The following is a 16,400-nucleotide window of genomic DNA, read 5'->3' on the forward strand; positions in this document are numbered from 1 at the left end:
GTTCGCGATGACACAAACTCCCAGCGTAGTCCCTTCGGGGGAGGTCACCGTCCGATAGGGAGGCATGTCACACTGCGGCCTATGCGACGCCTGTTCCCACTGCCCGCCGACCCGCCGACCGGACCGTCCCCGTGGGAGGACCGCGAGTGGGCTCTGGACGAGCTGGCGGACCTCTACGCCTACCCGGAGTCCCCGGCCGGGCCGGGGCGGCCCGCGGGGGCCTGGCTGCGGGCCAACATGGTGTCCTCGCTGGACGGAGCCGCCCACCACGACGGCCGGTCGCAGCCGCTGTCCTCCGCCGCCGACATGCGGATCTTCGGGGTGCTGCGCGGGCTGGCCGACGCGGTCGTGGTCGGCGCCGAGACCGTACGCCGCGAGGGCTACCGCCCGGCCCGCGCCCGCGAGGCGTTCGCCGCGCGGCGGGCGGCGCTGGGCCGTCCGCCGGTGCCCGCGATCGCCGTGGTCAGCGCGAGTCTGGACCTGGACTTCTCGCTGCCGCTGTTCACCGAGCCGCTGGTGCCCACGCTCGTGGTCACCGGCGCGCAGGCGCCCGCGGAGCGGGTGGCGGCTGCCCGTGCGGCCGGGGCCGAGGTGGTCCTGGCGGGGGAGGGGCGGCGGGTGGAACCGGCGCGGGTGGTGGCCGCGCTGGCCGAGCGGGGCCTCACCAGGCTGCTGTCGGAGGGCGGGCCGAAGCTGCTCGGGCAGTTCGCGGCGGCCGGGGTGCTGGACGAGCTGTGTCTGTCGCTGGCGCCGATGGTGGCGGCGGGCGACGCGGAGCGGATCGTCAACGGCCCCACGCTGATGGAACCGGAACGGTTCGCTCTCTCTTCTGTCCTGGAGGACGCCGGGTTTCTCTTCACCAGCTACCGTCGGAAGCGCCAATACGGCGATAATCAGCCTTAGCGAAAACCCGGCGAAAACCTGGCAAAAACCTGGCGAAAACCTGGCGAAAGCGGAATATAAAGGATATATCGTAGATATATCGCAGAAGAAGGGCGCCGCCCGTGTTCACGAGCGTATTGATGATCGAGATGCCCCTGAGCCCCGTCGACGTGGAATTCGTCACCGGCCTGCACGGCGACGACCCGGTCTCCTTCGTGGTGCTCATGCAGCCGCGGGGCAGCAAGGACCGGCTGCTGCGCGCCATTGACGACATCGCGCTCGGCGAACTGGAGCAGGCCGTCCAGGAGCGTGAGGAGCCCGAGGGGAAGGAGGCGCTGGAGCCCGCCGAGCGAGCCCTGGCCCACTCCGTCGCCGCCCTGCGCGTGGCGGGCGCCGAGGCCCGCGGGCAGGTCGTCCAGCGCCACCCGCTGGACGCGCTGCGGGGCGTCGTCGAGGAGGCCCACGCCGACGAGGTGATCGTGCTGACCGCGCCGCATTTCGTGGAGGAGTTCTTCCACCGCGACTGGGCGTCCCGGGCGCGGCACAAGGTGGGCGTCCCCGTGCTCAAGCTCTTCTCCCACGCGGCCGACGAGGAACAGCCGACGAAGCGCGGCTGAGCGCGCCCGCGCGCCGCTGCCGCCGCTGCCGCCGCTGTGCACCGGACGGGCCTTCGCCGGACCCGTCCTCACGGGGTGCGAGAATCGGGGCCGACAGCGACGAACCGCGACCCAGGGGAGACCCGCACATGGCACCGGCCGGCTTTGCCTCCGACGCGATGGACCGACCGCACTTCATCGGCATCGGCGGCGCCGGGATGTCGGGCATCGCGAAGATCCTCGCCATGCGCGGCTCACGGGTCGCGGGCAGCGACTCCAAGGACTCCCCGACCGTCGAGGCGCTGCGCGAGCTCGGGGTGACGGTGCACATCGGCCACGCCGCCGGGCACCTGGCCGCCGACGCCACCAGCGTGGTCGTCTCCAGCGCGATCCGCGCCGACAACGCCGAGCTGGTCGCCGCCGCCGAGCGCGGCGTCCCGGTCATACACCGCTCCGACGCGCTGGCCGGCCTGATGGACGGCGCCCGCCCGATCGCGGTCGCGGGCACCCACGGCAAGACGACCACCACCTCCATGCTGGCCGTCTCCCTCACCGCCCTCGGCCTCGACCCGTCGTACGCGATCGGCGGCGACCTGGACGCCCCCGGCTCCAACGCCCACCATGGCGGCGGCGAGATCTTCGTCGCCGAGGCGGATGAAAGCGACCGCAGCTTCCACAAGTACGCGCCCAAGGTCGCGATCATCCTCAACGTGGAGCTCGACCACCACGCCAACTACGCCTCGATGGAGGAGATCCACGAGTCGTTCCAGACCTTCGTGGAACGGATCCGGCCCGGCGGCACCCTGGTGATCTCCGCCGACCACCCCGGCGCCCGCGAGCTGACCGGCCGCGTCACCGGCCGCGAGGGGCTGCGCGTCCTCACCTACGGCGAGCACCCGGACGCGGACGTACACGTGCTGGGGATCACCCAGCACGGGCTGACCAGCGAGGTCACCGTGGCGCTCGCGGACGCCCTCGGCGGCGGCGAGCTGACCTTCACGGTCTCCGTCCCCGGCCGCCACTACGCCCTGAACGCCGTCGCCGCCCTGACCGCGGGCGCCGCCCTCGGCGTCCCCGCCCGCGAGCTGGCCCCCGCCCTCGGCTCGTACACCGGCGTCAAGCGCCGCCTCCAGCTCAAGGGCGTCGCGGCCGGGGTGCAGGTCATCGACTCCTACGCACACCACCCCACCGAGATCTCCGCCGACCTGGAGGCGATCCGCGGTGGCGCGGGCGACGGCCGGGTCCTGGTGGTCTTCCAGCCGCACCTCTTCAGCCGCACCCGCGAGCTGGGCGCCGAGATGGGCGAGGCCCTCGCGCTCGCCGATGCCAGCGTCGTCCTGGACATCTACCCCGCCCGCGAGGACCCCGTCCCCGGCATCACCAGCGCCCTGGTGATCGACGCCGCGGCCCGGCACGGCGCGGACGTCGCCGCCGAGCACGATCGGACCGCGATCCCCGGGCTGATCGCAGGAATGGCCAAGCCCGGTGACCTTGTTCTCACCATGGGCGCCGGCGACGTCACGGACCTCGGTCCGGAGATCCTCGCCCGCCTGCGGAGCGTCGAGAGCGCCGAGAGCTAGGAGATTCCATGCCGTACGAGATCGACAAGCCGGAAGAGCAGTGGCGCGCGGAGCTGAACCCGCAGGAGTACCACGTCCTCCGCGAGGCCGGCACCGAGCGCGCCTTCACCGGTGAGTACACCGACACCAAGACGACCGGCGTCTACTCCTGTCGGGCCTGCGGGGCCGAGCTGTTCACCTCGCAGACCAAGTTCGAGAGCCACTGCGGCTGGCCGTCCTTCTACGACCCGGCCGACTCCTCCGCCGTCGAACTGATCGAGGACCGCACGCACGGCATGGTCCGCACCGAGGTCCGCTGCGCCCGCTGCGGCTCCCACCTCGGCCATGTCTTCGCGGGCGAGGGCTACCCGACCCCGACCGACCAGCGTTACTGCATCAACTCGATCTCGCTGCGGCTGGAGCCCAGGGAGGGCTGATCCGGCCCCGCCCGGCCGCCGCCGCACCGCAGCACCACGGCCGTCTCCGGCGGCAGCCGCAGGGTGCCGTCCGCGGCGGGCGGGTCGGTGGGGCGCCAGGCGGCGACGACCTCGGCGCCGTCGGCGGCGGGGGCGCCGAGCCGGGCCTGTGCCGGGCGGTCGCGCGGGTTGACCAGGACGTACAGGGGGCCGCGCCGGAAGCCGAGACAGCCGTCCGCGGCGACGGACAGCCCGGTGGCGGACCACCACGGGTCGGCCAGGGCCGGTTCGGCGCGGCGCAGCCCGATCAGCCGCCGGTACCAGCCGAGCAGCTCCGCGTGCGGCTCGCGGTCCGGCTCGGACCAGTCCAGGCAGGAGCGCAGCCGCGTCGCCGGGTCCTGTGGGTCGGGGATGTCCTCCTCCGCCCAGCCGTGGGCGGCGAACTCGCGGCGCCGGCCGCGCCGTACGGCCTCGGCCAGCTCCGGGTCCTGGTGGTCCGTGAAGTACTGCCAGGGCGTGCCGGCCCCCCACTCCTCGCCCATGAAGAGCATCGGTGTGAAGGGGGAGCACAGCACGACCGCGGCCGCGCAGGCCAGCAGCCCGGGGGAGAGCCGGGCGGAGAGCCGGTCGCCCGTCGCGCGGTTGCCGATCTGGTCATGGGTCTGGGCGTAGCCCAGCAGCCGGTACGAGGGGGTGGCCAGGGTGTTGAGCGGGGCGCCGTGGGTCCGGCCGCGGAAGGACGAGTAGGTGCCGTCGTGGAAGAAGCCGCCGAGCAGGGTCTTCATCAGGGCGTGCGGCCCCTGCTCGGCGAAGTCGGCGTAATAGCCCTGCCGTTCGCCGGTCAGCAGGGTGTGCAGGGCGTGATGGAAGTCGTCGTTCCACTGCGCGTGCAGGCCGTGGCCGCCCGCCTCGCGCGGCGCCGTGGTGTGCGGGTCGTTCAGATCGGACTCGCCGATCAGGAACAGCGGCCGGCCCACCTCCACGGCCAGCGCGTCCACGGCGGCGGACAGCTCGGCGAGGAAGTGGCGCGCCCGGGTGTCGCGCAGCGCGTGCACCGCGTCAAGACGCAGCCCGTCCAGGCGGTAGTCGCGCAGCCAGGCGAGGGCGCTGCCGAGGAAGTACGCGCGGACCTCGTCCGAGCCGGGGGCGTCCAGGTTGACGGCCGCACCCCACGGTGTGTGGTGGGTGTCGGTGAAGTACGGACCGAACTGGGGGAGATGGTTGCCGGACGGGCCCAGGTGGTTGTGGACCACGTCCAGCACCACGCCGAGGCCGTGGCCATGCGCGGCGTCGACGAAGCGCGCGAGCCCCTCCGGCCCCCCGTACGGCTCGTGCACGGCCCATGGCGCCACCCCGTCGTACCCCCAGCCGTGCGTCCCCGGGAACGGGCACACCGGCATCAACTCGATGTGGGTGACGCCCAGCTCCGCCAGGTGCGGCAGGCGCTCGGCGGCCGCGTCGAAGGTGCCCTCACGGGTGAAGGTGCCGATGTGCAGCTCGTACAGGACCGCGCCCGGCAGCGCCCGCCCCCGCCACTCCCGCCGCCACGAAAAGCCCGCGGGGTCGACCACCGCGCTCAGGCCCTCGGGGCCGTCGGGCCGGCGGCGGGAGCGCGGGTCGGGCAGCGGCGCGCCGCCGTCCAGCGCGAAGCCGTAGCGCGCGCCGGGGGCGGCCTCGGCTGCCGCCCGCCACCACCCCTCCCGGGCCGGGTCGCGCTCCATGGGGTGCGTATGTCCCTCCAGCTGGAGCCCGACCCGCCCGGCGCGCGGCGCCCACACCTCGAACAGCACTGGCCTCTCCTCACCTCATCGGCGTCCGGGGAACCATGCTGCGCGACGCGGGGCGCGCCGCGCAGCAGGAACGCCGCGATGAGGTCGGATGAGGTCAGACGAGGTCGATGCGCTCCTGGGTGATGGGATAGCCCGCCTTGGCGAAGTGCCTGGCCATCGGGATGTTGGGCTGGTCGGTCGCCGCCGCGATCTTCGTCGCGCCCCGCTCCACCAGGTCGTGGGTGCACTCCACCAGCAGGTCGTACGCATAGCCGTGGCCGCGCTGCCCGTCGACCACCCCGATGTAGCCGACGCACGGGCCGGACGGGTTGTGCGCGGGCACCTGGATGCCGACCAGCTCGCCCTCCGGCGTCCACGCCAGCCGCCACCACTCGCGCGGCGACGGGCACCAGTTGAAGAAGTCCATCAGTTCGCGCACCGGGGCGTCGATGCCCCCTTGCTCGATGGCCCGCAGGTCGTGTGCGTCGAGCGTGCCCGGCATGATGCGGCGCAGCACGTCGGCGATCACCGCGTCGTCGGGCTCGGGCCGGAACTCCAGCCGCCCCGGCCGCGCGGGCAGCCCGCACTCGGGCGTCCACTCGTAGCGGTAGCGCTCCACCAGCGGCTTCATTCCGCCGGCGATGGCGGCGTCTATCCGGGCCTGTGCCGCCGCCCGCTCCTCGGGCCGCTCACGCCAGCCGGGCGCCACCAGCAGGCTGTACTCGGTGTGCAGCGGGGCGGTGCGCAGCAGCTCCGCCGCCGCGTCGGCCTCGCCGTCGGCGAAGTCGAACCAGTCCAGCGCGACGGGGGCCTTGTCGTCGCCCGCGCCCCACCAGGCGGCGCGGGCGACCACGCGGTCGTCACGCAGCGCGACCCACGTCCAGTCGGGGCGGTAGTCGCCGCCCTCGGCGCGGGTGCGGTAGGTGAAGCCGAAGCGGGCGCGGCCGACGAGCGCGGGGTCGTGCAGGGTGTGAAAGAGATGTGCGTCGCCCTCGGTGAGCGCGCGGATGACCAGATCGGTCATGGGATTCCTTCCGGGAATACGATGCGCTCCCGGTCGGATCGGAGATCAGACTTCAGGTACGCCCGGCGGACAAGGGGCGGGAGCGCGGGAACGTGATGATGTCCATGGCTCTCGCCTCCTTCCTCGATCACGGGCGTGCCCGCACACTATGCGGGCCGACGAGTTCATGTCCAGGCGTTTTTCCGGGTGCCCGACGGGGACGGCTCAGGGCTGCGCCAGATAGTCGGCGAGCGCGCCCCGGTTGCGTTGGAGGTCGTCGATGCGCTCGTCCACGGCCGCCAACTCCCGTTGGAGGGTGGCCCGTATGTCCGGGCACCAGTCGAACCCCGGCTGCTCGCCCCGGACGCACGGCAGCAGCGTACGGATCACCTCGGTGGACAGCCCGGCGCTCAGCAGGGCGCGGATCTGCCGCACCGTGACCACCGAGCCCTCGTCATAGTCGCGGTAGCCGTTGGGGCCGCGTCCGGCCTCGAGCAGCCCCTGCTCCTCGTAGTACCGCAGCAACCGCGTGCTGACCCCGGTGCGCCGGGACAACTCCCCGATCAGCATGCGCCCTGCCATGCGTTCCGCCCCACTTCCGAGCTTGACCCTTCCATCGGTGTGAACCCCTAACGTCATTCCGCGGGCGGTTATTCCGCCGATTCCGTCATCCGTTGGAGCGTTCATGACTTCCCTTTCCGATTTTGGCGCTTTTGTCGCACACCGCAACGGACGAGCGGCGACCGCCGAGGAGCTGGCGCCGCTCGCGTTCGCGGGCTACGCCCACTTCACCGCCATGCAGGTGCGCCGGGGCCGGGTCCGGGGCCTCGACCTCCATCTGGAGCGGCTGCGGACCGCCTCGGTGGAGCTGTTCGGCCACGCGCTGCCCGACGACCAGGTGCGGTCGTATCTGCGGGCGGCGCTGGAAGCCGGGCCGGCCGACCTCTCGCTGACGGCCACGGTCTACTCCCCGGCGGGGGAGTTCACGGCGAGCGGCGAGGCGAAGCTCGATGTGCTGGTCCGCACCGGGCCGCCCGCCTCCGGCCCGGAGGGCCCGCTGGCGCTGGCGGCGATGGAGCACGAACGATTCCTCCCGGCCGTGAAGCACGTCGGCGAGGTGGCCAAGACCTACCTCCTCCGCCGGGCCGTCGCCCAGGGCTTCGACGACGCCGCCTTCGTCGACCGCCGGGGCCGGCTCAGCGAGGCGACGATCTGGAACCTCGCCTTCTGGGACGGGGACGCGGTGGTGTGGCCCGAGGCCGAGGTGCTGGGCGGGATCACCATGAGCATCGTCCGCCGGCAGCTGGACGGCCTCGGCGTCCCCCAGCGCGTCCAGGAGGTCACGCTCGCCGACCTGCCGGAGCTGGCCGGGGGCGTGGTCATGAACTCCTGGACGCCGGGTGTGGCGGTGCGCCGGATCGGCTCGGTGCCCCTGCCCGAAGCGCCGGCCTTCCTGGACCTGCTGCACCGCGCCTACCGGGCCGAACCGCTCACCGCCCCGTGAGCGTTCGGACGGGCGTCAGGGGCTTTGGCGGACGTCATTCGAGCAGGCCCGCGTCATGGGCCAGCAGCGCGATCTGCACCCGGTTGTTGAGATCCAGCTTGGTCAGGATCCGCGACACATGCGTCTTGACGGTCGCGACGCTCATGAACAGACCGGCGGAGATCTCGGCGTTGGACTTGCCCTGGCCCACGGCGACCGCCACCTCGCGCTCCCGGTCGTTCAGCCGGTCCAGCAGCCCCCGGGCCCGCTCCCGCCGCCCGTCCCGCCCGGAGCCCGCCACATGCTCGATCAGCTGCTGGGTCACCGCGGGGGACAGCACCGGCTCGCCCGCGGCCACCCGCCGCACGGCCGCGACGAGCTGGGCGGGCGGGGTGTCCTTGAGTACGAAGCCCGCTGCTCCGGCGCGCAGCGCCCGCAGCACATGCTCGTCCGCGTTGAAGGTCGTCAGGATCACCACCTCGGGGGCGGAATCGCGGCTCCGTAGCTGCTCGGTGGCGGCCAGCCCGTCCACCGTCGGCATGCGGATGTCCATGAGGACGACATCGGGGAGGTGGCGGTCCACGAGCGCGTCCACCTCGGTGCCGTCGGACGCCTCGGCGACGATCTCTATGCCGGAGGACGCGCCGCCGAGCATCAGCCGCAGCCCGGCGCGGACCAGCGGGTCGTCGTCGACGATCAGCAGGCGGATCGGGGCGGGGGCCGCTGCCGGTGCGGGCGTGGGGGGTTCCGGAGGGGATGGGGTCATGCGGGCCACGGTAGCCAGGCGTGGAGCCGGAAGTCCCCGGCGTCCGAAGGGCCGCACTCCAGCCGCCCGCCCGTCAGCGCCGCGCGCTCGGCCAGCCCGGCCAGGCCCTGGCCCGAACCGGGGATCGCCCCCGGCCGGTCTTCGTGCTCCGGCGGCGCACCGGGTGTACGGGCGCGCATCGGGGCGCGCACGGGATTGCGTACGGGATCGCCTACGGGATTGCGCACCTCCACGGTCAGCCCCTCGCCGGGCGCTCCCGACACCGTCACCGCCACCTCCGCGTCCGGCGCGTGTTTGCGCGCGTTGGTCAGCCCTTCCTGCACGATCCGGTAGGCTGTACGCCCCGTGGCGCCCGGCACGGCCGCCGCGCCCGCCCCGGCGACGCCCGCCTCGTCCGACAGCGTCACCCGCATGCCCGCCCGGCGCGACTCCTCCACCAGCCGCGGCAGATCGGCGAGGGTCGGCTGGGGCCGGTCGGGCGCGCCGTCCGCGGCGGTGGCGCCAGGGGCGGCGTCCGGGGCCCGCAGCACGCCGATCACCTCGCGCAGGTCCTGGAGCGCCTGGTGCGCGCTGCTGCGTATCACCCCGGCGGCCTCGGCCACCTCCTGCGGGGACGCGTCGGCCCGGTACTCCAGCGCGCCCGCGTGCACGCTCAGCAGGGACAGCCGGTGCGCGAGCACGTCATGCATCTCCCGGGCGATCCGCTCGCGCGTCAGGCGCTGCGTACGCTCGGCGCGCAGCGCCGCCTCCGCCTCGGCCCGCGCGGCCCGGTCGCGCAGCGATTCGAGCAACTGGCGCCGGGAGCGCACGAACATGCCCCAGCCGATGGCGCCGCTGACGAGCAGCGCCCCGAGAAGCACGTTTCCGGTGTAGTCGAGGTCGGGGTCGGGGCGTACCGCCGGGGCGACGAAGATCTGGGCCAGCGCCGCCCCGCCGACCCACGCGACCGTACGCAGCGGCCGGTGCACCGCGACCGTGAACAGCGCCACGAGCAGCGGCCCCGAGACGTAGAACGCGACCGTGCCGACGGCGAGCAGGACCAGCGCCAGCCCGACCGGCCGGCGGCGGCGCAGCCACAGCGCGAGACAGGCCAGGGCGCCCGCCATCAGGTCGGCGAACAGCGCCTCGTCGGACACCGAGGGGTCCGTGGCCATCGACTCGGAGGTCGTCAGCGAGAACAGGGCCGCGAGCGAGATGCAGCACACGTCCACGATCCAGTCGCGCAGGGCGCGGCGCGTTCTGGCGTTCGCCGTCGGCGCGGCGTCCGAGCTGCTCATACCGTTGAATGTAGTGAGGAGGGATGGGCTCCGTCGCCGCCTCGGACGCGGGTATCGACCAAAGTCGCAGGGCCTTAGACCTTTGGCCGACCCGCGTCCGCCGGTCCGCCGCATAGCGTCGAACACATGAGAAAGGCATGCGAGTTGGTGGGCGGCTTTCTGCTGTTCGAGGGGCTCGTCGGGATCGTCCACGAGCTCATCGGCTGGTTCCGGCTGATGGCGCTGGTCCGTTTTCTGCCGTTCCTGGACGGCTATGAGCTGTACGCGAGTATCGGGCTGGCCGTGGTCGGCTTCATCGTGGTGGCCGTCGCCGAGGAGTCGGGCGAGCGCCCGTCCGGTCCGCTCATATCTGGTGCAGACCGCGCCCCGCGAGAGTGAGGAAGGCCTCGCCGACCGCCTCCGAGAGGGTGGGGTGCGGATGGATGTGCCGGGCCACGTCCGAGGGTTCGGCGTCCCAGCCCACGATCAGCTGGCTCTCGGCGATCATCTCCGAGACATGGGGGCCGACGAGATGGACGCCGAGGACCCTGCCGGTGCCCTCGCCCGCCCGCTCGGCGACGACCTTCACCATCCCGCCCTGGCCGTGCACCATGCCCTTGGCCACCGCGGTCAGCGGCATGGTGTTGACGACGACATCGTGGCCCCGCTCGCGCGCCTGGGCCTCCGACAGGCCGACCGCGGCGGTCTGCGGGCTGGAGTAGGTCACCCGGGGGACGGTGTCGTAGTCGACAGGCTGGGGTGAGCGGCCCGCCAGGGTCTCGGCCACCAGCAGCCCTTCCGCGAAGGAGGCGTGGGCCAGCCCGAGTGAGGGCGGCGGCAGCAGATCGCCGACGACATGGATGCCCGGCACCGCGGTCTCCAGCCGCGACCAGTCGGCGGGGGCGACAAACCCGCGGTCGTCGGTGGTCAGTCCGGCGGCGCCCAGGTCCAGGCCGTCGGTGACCGGGGTGCGGCCCACGGCGACGAGCAGCCGCTCGGCGTCGAGGGTGCGCGGCTCGCCGCGGGCCGGGCGGACGGTGGCGCGCACCCCGTCCGCGTACGGCTCGGCGTGCTCCAGCCGGGCGCCGGTCAGCACCTCGATGCCGCGCTTCTTCAGCCCGCGCGTCAGATGGCGGCTGACATCCGCGTCCTCCAGGGGCAGCAGCCGGTCCGCCGCCTCGACGAGGGTGACCTGCGCGCCCATGGAGCGGTGCAGTGAAGCGTATTCGACGCCGATCGCACCGCCGCCCAGCACCAGGACGGAGGCCGGGAGTCCAGGGGCGAAGAGGGCGTCGTCGCTGGTGACGACCTGTCGGCCGTCCGGCGGCAGGCCGGGGAGGGCGCGCGGGCGGGAGCCGGTCGCCAGCACGATGCCGCGGCGCGCGGTCCACTCGCCGCCCGCGTCCGCGCCCGTCTCTGTGCTCGTTATGCGTACCGTGCGGGCGCCGGTCAGGGCGGCGGAGCCGCGCACCACGCGGACGCCCGCGTGGGACAGATGGCCCTCGACGCCGCGGTGGTTGCGGGCCACGATGTCGTCGCGGGTCGCGGTCAGCGCGGACCAGTCCACGGCGTCCAGGGTGGCCTTCACCCCCCACCGCTCACGCGCCTCGGCGATGCCGTCGACCAGCTCCGCGGCGTGCAGCATGGCCTTGCTGGGGATGCAGCCGCGGTGCAGACAGGTCCCGCCCACCAGGTCGCGTTCGGCCAGCACGACGTCGAGACCGAGGGTGGCGGCGCGCAGCGCGGTGCTGTAGCCGCCGGTCCCGCCGCCGATGACGATGATGTCCGTCTCATGCATGGGTCCACCCTGTGCCCATACCGAGCCATGAGTCCAAGGCAAAGTTTCTCTGGATACGATGAATTTTCTGCATGACAGGAGGGGGAAGGTGGGGGCCCGATGAGTCTGCGTCAGATGGAATATCTCGTGGCCGTGGTCGAGGAGGCGTCCTTCACCCATGCCGCCGAGCTGCTGGGCGTCACCCAGTCCGCGCTCTCCCACCAGATCAAGGCCCTGGAGCGGGAGGTCGGCGGCGCGCTGCTGGAGCGGCTGCCGCGCGGAGTGCGGCTGACGCCCATGGGCCGGGCGTTCCTTCCGCACGCCGAGTTCGCGGTGCGCAGCGCCCGGCAGGCCCGGCGCGCCGCGCGGGCGGCGGCCGGGGCGGCGGGCGGAGAGCTGCATATCGCCACCCTGCACGCGTTCGCCATCGGGGTGCTCCCCGAGGTCCTTGCGCGCTGGCGGCGCGGCCATGGCCAGGTGTGCCTGGCGGTGCACGAGTACGCCACCGGCGAGGAGCTGCGCGAGCGCATGGAGCGCGGGGTGGCGGATGTCGCGGTCGGCCACCGCCCCAAGGCGTGGCAGGGGCCCGTGGTGTCGCTGGGCGAGGAGGAGATGGCGGTGGTCGTGGAGCCGGACGACCCGCTGGCGAAGCAGGATTCCGTGCGGCTGGCCGAGCTGGCGGACCGGGACTGGGTGCGCTGTGCGCTGGAGCCGGTGGTCGAGGGGCGGCGCTTTCTGGACCTGGCCTGTGAGCAGGCGGGCTTCACTCCTCGTACCGGCGCCCGCACCGAACACACCTCGACCGCGGTGCGCCTGGCCGCGGCGGGGGCGGGGGTGCTCATCGCCCCGGCGCATGTGGCCGCGGGGTACGACTGCGCGGTGCTGCCGCTGGATCCGCCCTGGCGGCGCGAGCTGACCGCGTTCTCCCGGGTCGAACTCACCGGGGCCGCGGCCTCCTTCGTCGGGCTGCTGGACCGGCGGTGGTGGGGGCGGACGGGGAAAGGCCGGCCTGCCGCCCACGAGGGGGAAGGGAGCGGCAGACCGGCTGGGTGAGGTGCACCTGACAGGGCGGAGGAGCGGATCAGGGCACCGTGCGGATCGGGTCGGGGCAGCGAGCCGTGCGGGTCGGCGCGCTGCGTGGGATCGGGTCAGTGCACCATGCAGATCGGCGCGGCCGCCGCGTCGGGTGAGCCGCCGCTGGCCGCATAGCCGAAGGTCGTCGACGCCCCGGCCGCCAAGGAGCCGTTCCAGTCGGCGTTGGTCACCGATGCGGCCGAGCCTGTGGCGGTCAGTTTGCCGTTCCAGACGCTGTCCACCCGCTGCCCGGACGGCAGTGTCCAGTCGACCATCCAGGAGGAGATGGGGGTGGCGCCGGTGTTGGCCACTGTCACCTCGGCCTGGTAGCCGCCGTTCCAGGTGCTGGTGGTCTTCTGGGAGGCGGTGCACTTGGCCGTCGGCGGGTTGGTCGGGTCGCTGCCGCCGCTGGAGGCGCCCGGCACCGTCACCTCACCGTTGCCGCCGTCGAAGACCACGTCGGAGCAGCTGTAGAAGGTCTCCTGGCTGTCCGAGCGGGTCCAGACGGTGTAGATGATGTGGCGGCCGCTCTTGCCCGAGGGCAGATTGGCGGTCCAGGTGTACTTGCCGTCCACCGTGCCGACCGGGCCCGTCTGCGGCGGGTTCGTCACCGTGTTGAACGGCTGGTCCTCCAGGTCGTTCCAGGTGAGCGGCTTCGTCGGGTCGATCGCGTTCTTGGTGACGTAGCTGCGGAACGAACCGGGGTGCGCGGCCCAGGCGTTGTAGGTGAACTGCATCGACTTGCCGGCGGTCAGATGGGTCACCGGCCAGTCGTTGCTGCCCAGGTCGAAGCCGGAGAAGTTGTAGACGGTGGCCGCGCCGCTGCACAGCTGGCCGTCCGGGATGAAGCCCTTGGTCCGGCCGGCCCCGTCCGAACGCAGCACCGCGAACCAGTTGTAGAACGGGGTGGCCCCGCTCTTGTCGAACGCGGCCTTGCAGGCGGGGTTGGTCGGCTTGACCTCTCCGGTGCTGGACAGGCTGTACTTCCAGCACAGATAGGTGCGGCTGCCCGGTGCCATCGGCGCGCCGTGCGCGGAGGCGCTGCCGCCACCGAAGAAGACCAGCCCGAGGGCGGGCAGCACACCGAGCAGGACCAGCAGGACGGACCGGCGGGCGCGGGAGGGGCCCGGCGGGCGAGCGGGACGTGCGAGAGCCATCAATCGTCGTGGCATTGCGCTTCTTCTTCCCTTCGACGCGAACGGGTCAGGAACCGTCGTATGGGAGCGCTCCCAAGTTACTTTGTGAAGGTAGCGCCGTCCGGAGTAGGTGTAAATGCTTTAGGCCGCGAACACAGCATCAGTTCTGGCGGGCCGTCAGTTACGGATCAGCAGGGCCACCGGAAGTTGGTCGAAGAGCTCGCCGAGCGGGCTGGCGCCCTCGGCCGCCCGCCCGGTCAGCAGATCGCGCCAGCGTCCCGGCGGCAGCGGCAGCGCCGTGCCCCGCCAGCCGCCCGCCTCGGCGAGCCGCCGCGACAGCCGGGTGACGGCGGTGACCGCCCCGCCGCCCCCGCCCCCGTCTTCACCCTCGCCCTCGCCCTGGCCGTCCGTCCGCAGAAAGGCCACGCAGTGTGCGGCGGCCGGGCCCTCGGCGGCCAGCGGGGTGTACGCGCCCGACGGCCCGAACCACCGGGGCCGGCGCCTCCGCAGCCGCAGGGCCGCCGCGGTCAGCAGCAGCTTCTCGGCCGACGGCCCGTCAGGCCCGCGCCTTGCGTCCAGCTGGGCGAGCAGCTCGGGGCGCGGCTCGGGCGGGCGGCGGTTGTCGGGGTCGACCAGCGCGGCATAGCTGTGCTCGGTGCCCATGTAGAGGTCCGGCACGCCCGGCATGGTCAGCTGAAGCAGCGCCGCGCCCAGCGCGTTGGCGCGCGCGGGGCCGTCCAGCGCGCCGCCCAGCGCCGCCCAGGCCGCATGGCCGGGGTCGCACGGGCCCGCCTTCAGGTAGGCGGCGACCTCCTCCTCGTATGCCGGGTCCTGTTCGGTCCACGTCGTCCGCAGCCCCGCCTCCCGCACCGACTTGAGCAGCGCGGGGACCAGCCGCTCGCCGTCCGCGGAGCCCAGGCCCACCGCGGTCTGCCACGCCGTCCACACCAGATGGGCATCCGGTGCCGCCGCGGAGCCCGGCGCCGCCTCCCGCACCTCCGCGTCCACCGCCACCAGCAGCCGTTCCCAGCGCTCGGGGCACTCCGTCAGCGCCGCGAGCCGCGCCCGCACGTCCGCGCTGCGCTTGGTGTCGTGCGTGGACAGGACCGTGCCCGTCGTGGGCCAGTCGGCCTGGAGCCGGGCGGCGAAGGCGTGGAACTCCGCGGGGGAGACGGCGGGGTGCCCCGGGTCGCCGCCGACCTCCGCCGTCGAGAGCAGCGGGGCATAGCGGTAGAAGGCGGTGTCCTCGACCGACTTGGCGCGCAGCGCGGCGGCGGTCTGCGCGAAGCGCGCGCAGAAGTCCCGGTGGTGCGGCCCGTCCCCCAGCCTGCCGAGTGCCGCGTCCCGCACCGTGAACACCACCCGCCCCTCCTCCGGCACCGCGAACGCTCCCCGCGCGTCCTCCGCCGCCAGGGTCAGCATCTCGGCGTCCGTCCGCGCCGCCGGGGCGTCGGGGGAGACATACGGGCGGTAGACCGGCAGCCGCACCAGCAGCTCGTGGATCGCCGCGCGCAGCGCCCAGGGCGCGTGGTCACGCAGCGCGGGGTCGGCCGCGCAGATCTTCACGGCCGAGCGCGTCAGCCGCTCCACCTCGGCGGCCAGCTCATGGGTCACCACGCGGCGGGCGGCGCGCCGCACGGTGGCCGGCCAGTCGCCGCCCAGGTCCTCCGGGGGTGCGGCGAAGGCGCGGTAGAGCGCGGTCAGCTCGGCCAGCCCGCCCGGGTCGACGAAGAGGCCGTCGATGTGGTGCAGCGCGTCATAGCCAGTGGTCCCGGCGACGGGCCAGCGCGCGGGCAGCGGCTCGCCCCGGCCGAGGATCTTCTCCACGACGGTCCACCGGCCGCCGCCCGCCGCTGCCCGCACCTCGCGGTCCAGATGGCGCAGATAGCCCTCCGGGTCGGCGAGGCCGTCCGGATGGTCCACCCGCAGCCCGTCGATCACTCCGTCGCGCACCAGCTCCAGCAGCTTTCCGTGGGTCGCCGCGAAGACCTCGGGGTCCTCGACCCGCACCGCGATCAGCTCGGAGATGGTGAAGAAGCGCCGGTAGTTCAGCTCCGTACGCGCCAGCCGCCACCAGCCCAGCCGATACCACTGCCGGTCCAGCAGCGCGGGCAGCGGCGTCTCCTCGGTGCCGGGCCGCAGCGGGAACTCGTGGTCGTGGTAGTGCAGCACGTCGCCCTCGACCCGCAGCTCCGCCAGCTTGTCGCCGAGCGGGCCGCCGAGCACCGGCAGCAGCACCTTGCCGCCGTGCCGGCCCCAGTCGATGTCGAACCATCGCGCGTATGCCGAGGCGGGGCCGTCCCGCAGCACCTCCCACAGCGGTTGGTTGAGCCGCTCCGGCGCGGGCACTGCCATGTGGTTGGGGACGATGTCGACGATCAGCCCGAGCCCATGGTCGCGCGCGGCGCGGGCGAGGGAGCGCAGCCCCTCCTCGCCGCCCAGCTCCGCCCGCACGGCCGAGTGGTCGACCACGTCATAGCCGTGTGTGGAGCCGGGCACGGCCTCCAGCACCGGCGAGAGATGCAGATGGGACACGCCGAGCGAGGCCAGATACGGCACGGCCTCGCGCGCCGCCCCGAAGGGGAAGGCGGGCTGGAGCTGTAGCCGGTAGGTGGCGGTCGGGGCGGCGGCCCCGGGCGCGGTGCGGTCGGACGTCATAGAACGTACGTACCCACAACGCGCC

At 73.5% G+C, this 16,400-nt stretch carries 15 protein-coding genes; 7 read left to right on the plus strand and 8 right to left on the minus strand.

Going from position 1 to position 16,400, the window contains the following annotated elements; translation table 11 throughout:
• The first annotated feature begins 81 nt into the window (after positions 1-81).
• From ACZ4WQ_RS22315 to msrB, 4 genes are all read left to right on the plus strand, one after another.
• Positions 82-903, plus strand: a complete 822-nt coding sequence (locus ACZ4WQ_RS22315; RefSeq protein WP_311723600.1) for a pyrimidine reductase family protein — start codon at positions 82-84, stop codon at positions 901-903.
• Positions 904-1,022: 119 nt separating this feature from the next.
• The gene (locus ACZ4WQ_RS22320) at positions 1,023-1,499 is read left to right on the plus strand and encodes an indole-3-glycerol phosphate synthase (protein ID WP_385347637.1); all 477 of its coding nucleotides are present in this window, start codon (positions 1,023-1,025) and stop codon (positions 1,497-1,499) included.
• 128 nt (positions 1,500-1,627) lie between these two features.
• The gene (gene murC / locus ACZ4WQ_RS22325) at positions 1,628-3,058 is read left to right on the plus strand and encodes a UDP-N-acetylmuramate--L-alanine ligase (protein WP_398373755.1); all 1,431 of its coding nucleotides are present in this window, start codon (positions 1,628-1,630) and stop codon (positions 3,056-3,058) included.
• Between the two features lie 8 nt (positions 3,059-3,066).
• The gene (gene msrB / locus ACZ4WQ_RS22330) at positions 3,067-3,474 is read left to right on the plus strand and encodes a peptide-methionine (R)-S-oxide reductase MsrB (RefSeq protein ID WP_311723597.1); all 408 of its coding nucleotides are present in this window, start codon (positions 3,067-3,069) and stop codon (positions 3,472-3,474) included.
• Here msrB and treZ read toward each other — a convergent pair.
• The 3 genes from treZ to ACZ4WQ_RS22345 form a co-directional block, all read right to left on the minus strand.
• Complete coding sequence (treZ, locus tag ACZ4WQ_RS22335) at positions 3,426-5,243, minus strand: malto-oligosyltrehalose trehalohydrolase (protein ID WP_398373756.1); 1,818 nt, start codon at positions 5,241-5,243, stop codon at positions 3,426-3,428. The two genes, msrB and treZ, sit on opposite strands and share 49 nt — an antisense overlap.
• 94 nt (positions 5,244-5,337) lie before the next feature.
• The gene (locus ACZ4WQ_RS22340) at positions 5,338-6,246 is read right to left on the minus strand and encodes a GNAT family N-acetyltransferase (protein WP_385347631.1); all 909 of its coding nucleotides are present in this window, start codon (positions 6,244-6,246) and stop codon (positions 5,338-5,340) included.
• 204 nt (positions 6,247-6,450) lie between these two features.
• Complete coding sequence (locus ACZ4WQ_RS22345) at positions 6,451-6,795, minus strand: MerR family transcriptional regulator (protein ID WP_311723868.1); 345 nt, start codon at positions 6,793-6,795, stop codon at positions 6,451-6,453.
• Positions 6,796-6,910: 115 nt separating this feature from the next.
• On the opposite strand from ACZ4WQ_RS22345, the gene ACZ4WQ_RS22350 reads away from it, so the two are divergent.
• Entirely contained in the window at positions 6,911-7,729 is an 819-nt protein-coding gene (locus ACZ4WQ_RS22350; protein ID WP_398373757.1) for an aminotransferase class IV family protein, read from the plus strand.
• Positions 7,730-7,763: 34 nt separating this feature from the next.
• On the opposite strand, the gene ACZ4WQ_RS22355 is transcribed toward ACZ4WQ_RS22350, so the two are convergent.
• Complete coding sequence (locus ACZ4WQ_RS22355; protein ID WP_398373758.1) at positions 7,764-8,474, minus strand: response regulator; 711 nt, start codon at positions 8,472-8,474, stop codon at positions 7,764-7,766.
• On the minus strand, positions 8,471-9,751 hold the full coding sequence (locus tag ACZ4WQ_RS22360; protein ID WP_398373759.1) for a sensor histidine kinase: 1,281 nt from the start codon (positions 9,749-9,751) through the stop codon (positions 8,471-8,473). Before ACZ4WQ_RS22360 ends, ACZ4WQ_RS22355 begins: the two co-directional genes overlap by 4 nt.
• A gap of 126 nt (positions 9,752-9,877) precedes the next feature.
• Here ACZ4WQ_RS22360 and ACZ4WQ_RS22365 point away from each other — a divergent pair, with 126 nt between their 5' ends.
• Positions 9,878-10,129: a hypothetical protein gene (locus tag ACZ4WQ_RS22365; RefSeq protein ID WP_385347619.1), complete on the plus strand. Its 252-nt coding sequence runs from the start codon at positions 9,878-9,880 to the stop codon at positions 10,127-10,129.
• Here the strand turns inward: ACZ4WQ_RS22365 and lpdA are convergent.
• Complete coding sequence (lpdA, locus tag ACZ4WQ_RS22370; RefSeq protein WP_398373760.1) at positions 10,095-11,528, minus strand: dihydrolipoyl dehydrogenase; 1,434 nt, start codon at positions 11,526-11,528, stop codon at positions 10,095-10,097. The two genes, ACZ4WQ_RS22365 and lpdA, sit on opposite strands and share 35 nt — an antisense overlap.
• A 99-nt stretch (positions 11,529-11,627) precedes the next feature.
• Between lpdA and ACZ4WQ_RS22375 the strand changes: the two genes are divergently transcribed.
• On the plus strand, positions 11,628-12,560 hold the full coding sequence (locus ACZ4WQ_RS22375) for a LysR family transcriptional regulator (RefSeq protein ID WP_398373761.1): 933 nt from the start codon (positions 11,628-11,630) through the stop codon (positions 12,558-12,560).
• A 95-nt stretch (positions 12,561-12,655) separates the two neighbouring features.
• On the opposite strand, the gene ACZ4WQ_RS22380 is transcribed toward ACZ4WQ_RS22375, so the two are convergent.
• Entirely contained in the window at positions 12,656-13,753 is a 1,098-nt protein-coding gene (locus tag ACZ4WQ_RS22380) for a lytic polysaccharide monooxygenase auxiliary activity family 9 protein (RefSeq protein ID WP_361187175.1), read from the minus strand.
• Between the two features lie 141 nt (positions 13,754-13,894).
• Positions 13,895-16,375 (minus strand): malto-oligosyltrehalose synthase, encoded by a 2,481-nt coding sequence (treY, locus tag ACZ4WQ_RS22385; RefSeq protein WP_385347608.1) that lies wholly within the window; start codon positions 16,373-16,375, stop codon positions 13,895-13,897.
• Positions 16,376-16,400: the final 25 nt, after the last annotated feature.

This window comes from Streptomyces sp. NPDC028305 (genome assembly GCF_055569495.1).

Coding starts and splice junctions, on each gene's coding strand:
- ACZ4WQ_RS22315 (WP_311723600.1), top strand. CDS start 82: ATGCGACGCCTGTTCCCACTGCCCGCCGACCCGCCGACCGGACCGTCC.
- ACZ4WQ_RS22320 (WP_385347637.1), top strand. CDS start 1,023: ATGATCGAGATGCCCCTGAGCCCCGTCGACGTGGAATTCGTCACCGGC.
- murC (WP_398373755.1), top strand. CDS start 1,628: ATGGCACCGGCCGGCTTTGCCTCCGACGCGATGGACCGACCGCACTTC.
- msrB (WP_311723597.1), top strand. CDS start 3,067: ATGCCGTACGAGATCGACAAGCCGGAAGAGCAGTGGCGCGCGGAGCTG.
- ACZ4WQ_RS22340 (WP_385347631.1), bottom strand. CDS start 6,246: ATGACCGATCTGGTCATCCGCGCGCTCACCGAGGGCGACGCACATCTC.
- ACZ4WQ_RS22345 (WP_311723868.1), bottom strand. CDS start 6,795: ATGCTGATCGGGGAGTTGTCCCGGCGCACCGGGGTCAGCACGCGGTTG.
- ACZ4WQ_RS22350 (WP_398373757.1), top strand. CDS start 6,911: ATGACTTCCCTTTCCGATTTTGGCGCTTTTGTCGCACACCGCAACGGA.
- ACZ4WQ_RS22355 (WP_398373758.1), bottom strand. CDS start 8,474: ATGACCCCATCCCCTCCGGAACCCCCCACGCCCGCACCGGCAGCGGCC.
- ACZ4WQ_RS22360 (WP_398373759.1), bottom strand. CDS start 9,751: ATGAGCAGCTCGGACGCCGCGCCGACGGCGAACGCCAGAACGCGCCGC.
- ACZ4WQ_RS22365 (WP_385347619.1), top strand. CDS start 9,878: ATGAGAAAGGCATGCGAGTTGGTGGGCGGCTTTCTGCTGTTCGAGGGG.
- lpdA (WP_398373760.1), bottom strand. CDS start 11,528: ATGCATGAGACGGACATCATCGTCATCGGCGGCGGGACCGGCGGCTAC.
- ACZ4WQ_RS22375 (WP_398373761.1), top strand. CDS start 11,628: ATGAGTCTGCGTCAGATGGAATATCTCGTGGCCGTGGTCGAGGAGGCG.
- ACZ4WQ_RS22380 (WP_361187175.1), bottom strand. CDS start 13,753: ATGCCACGACGATTGATGGCTCTCGCACGTCCCGCTCGCCCGCCGGGC.
- treY (WP_385347608.1), bottom strand. CDS start 16,375: ATGACGTCCGACCGCACCGCGCCCGGGGCCGCCGCCCCGACCGCCACC.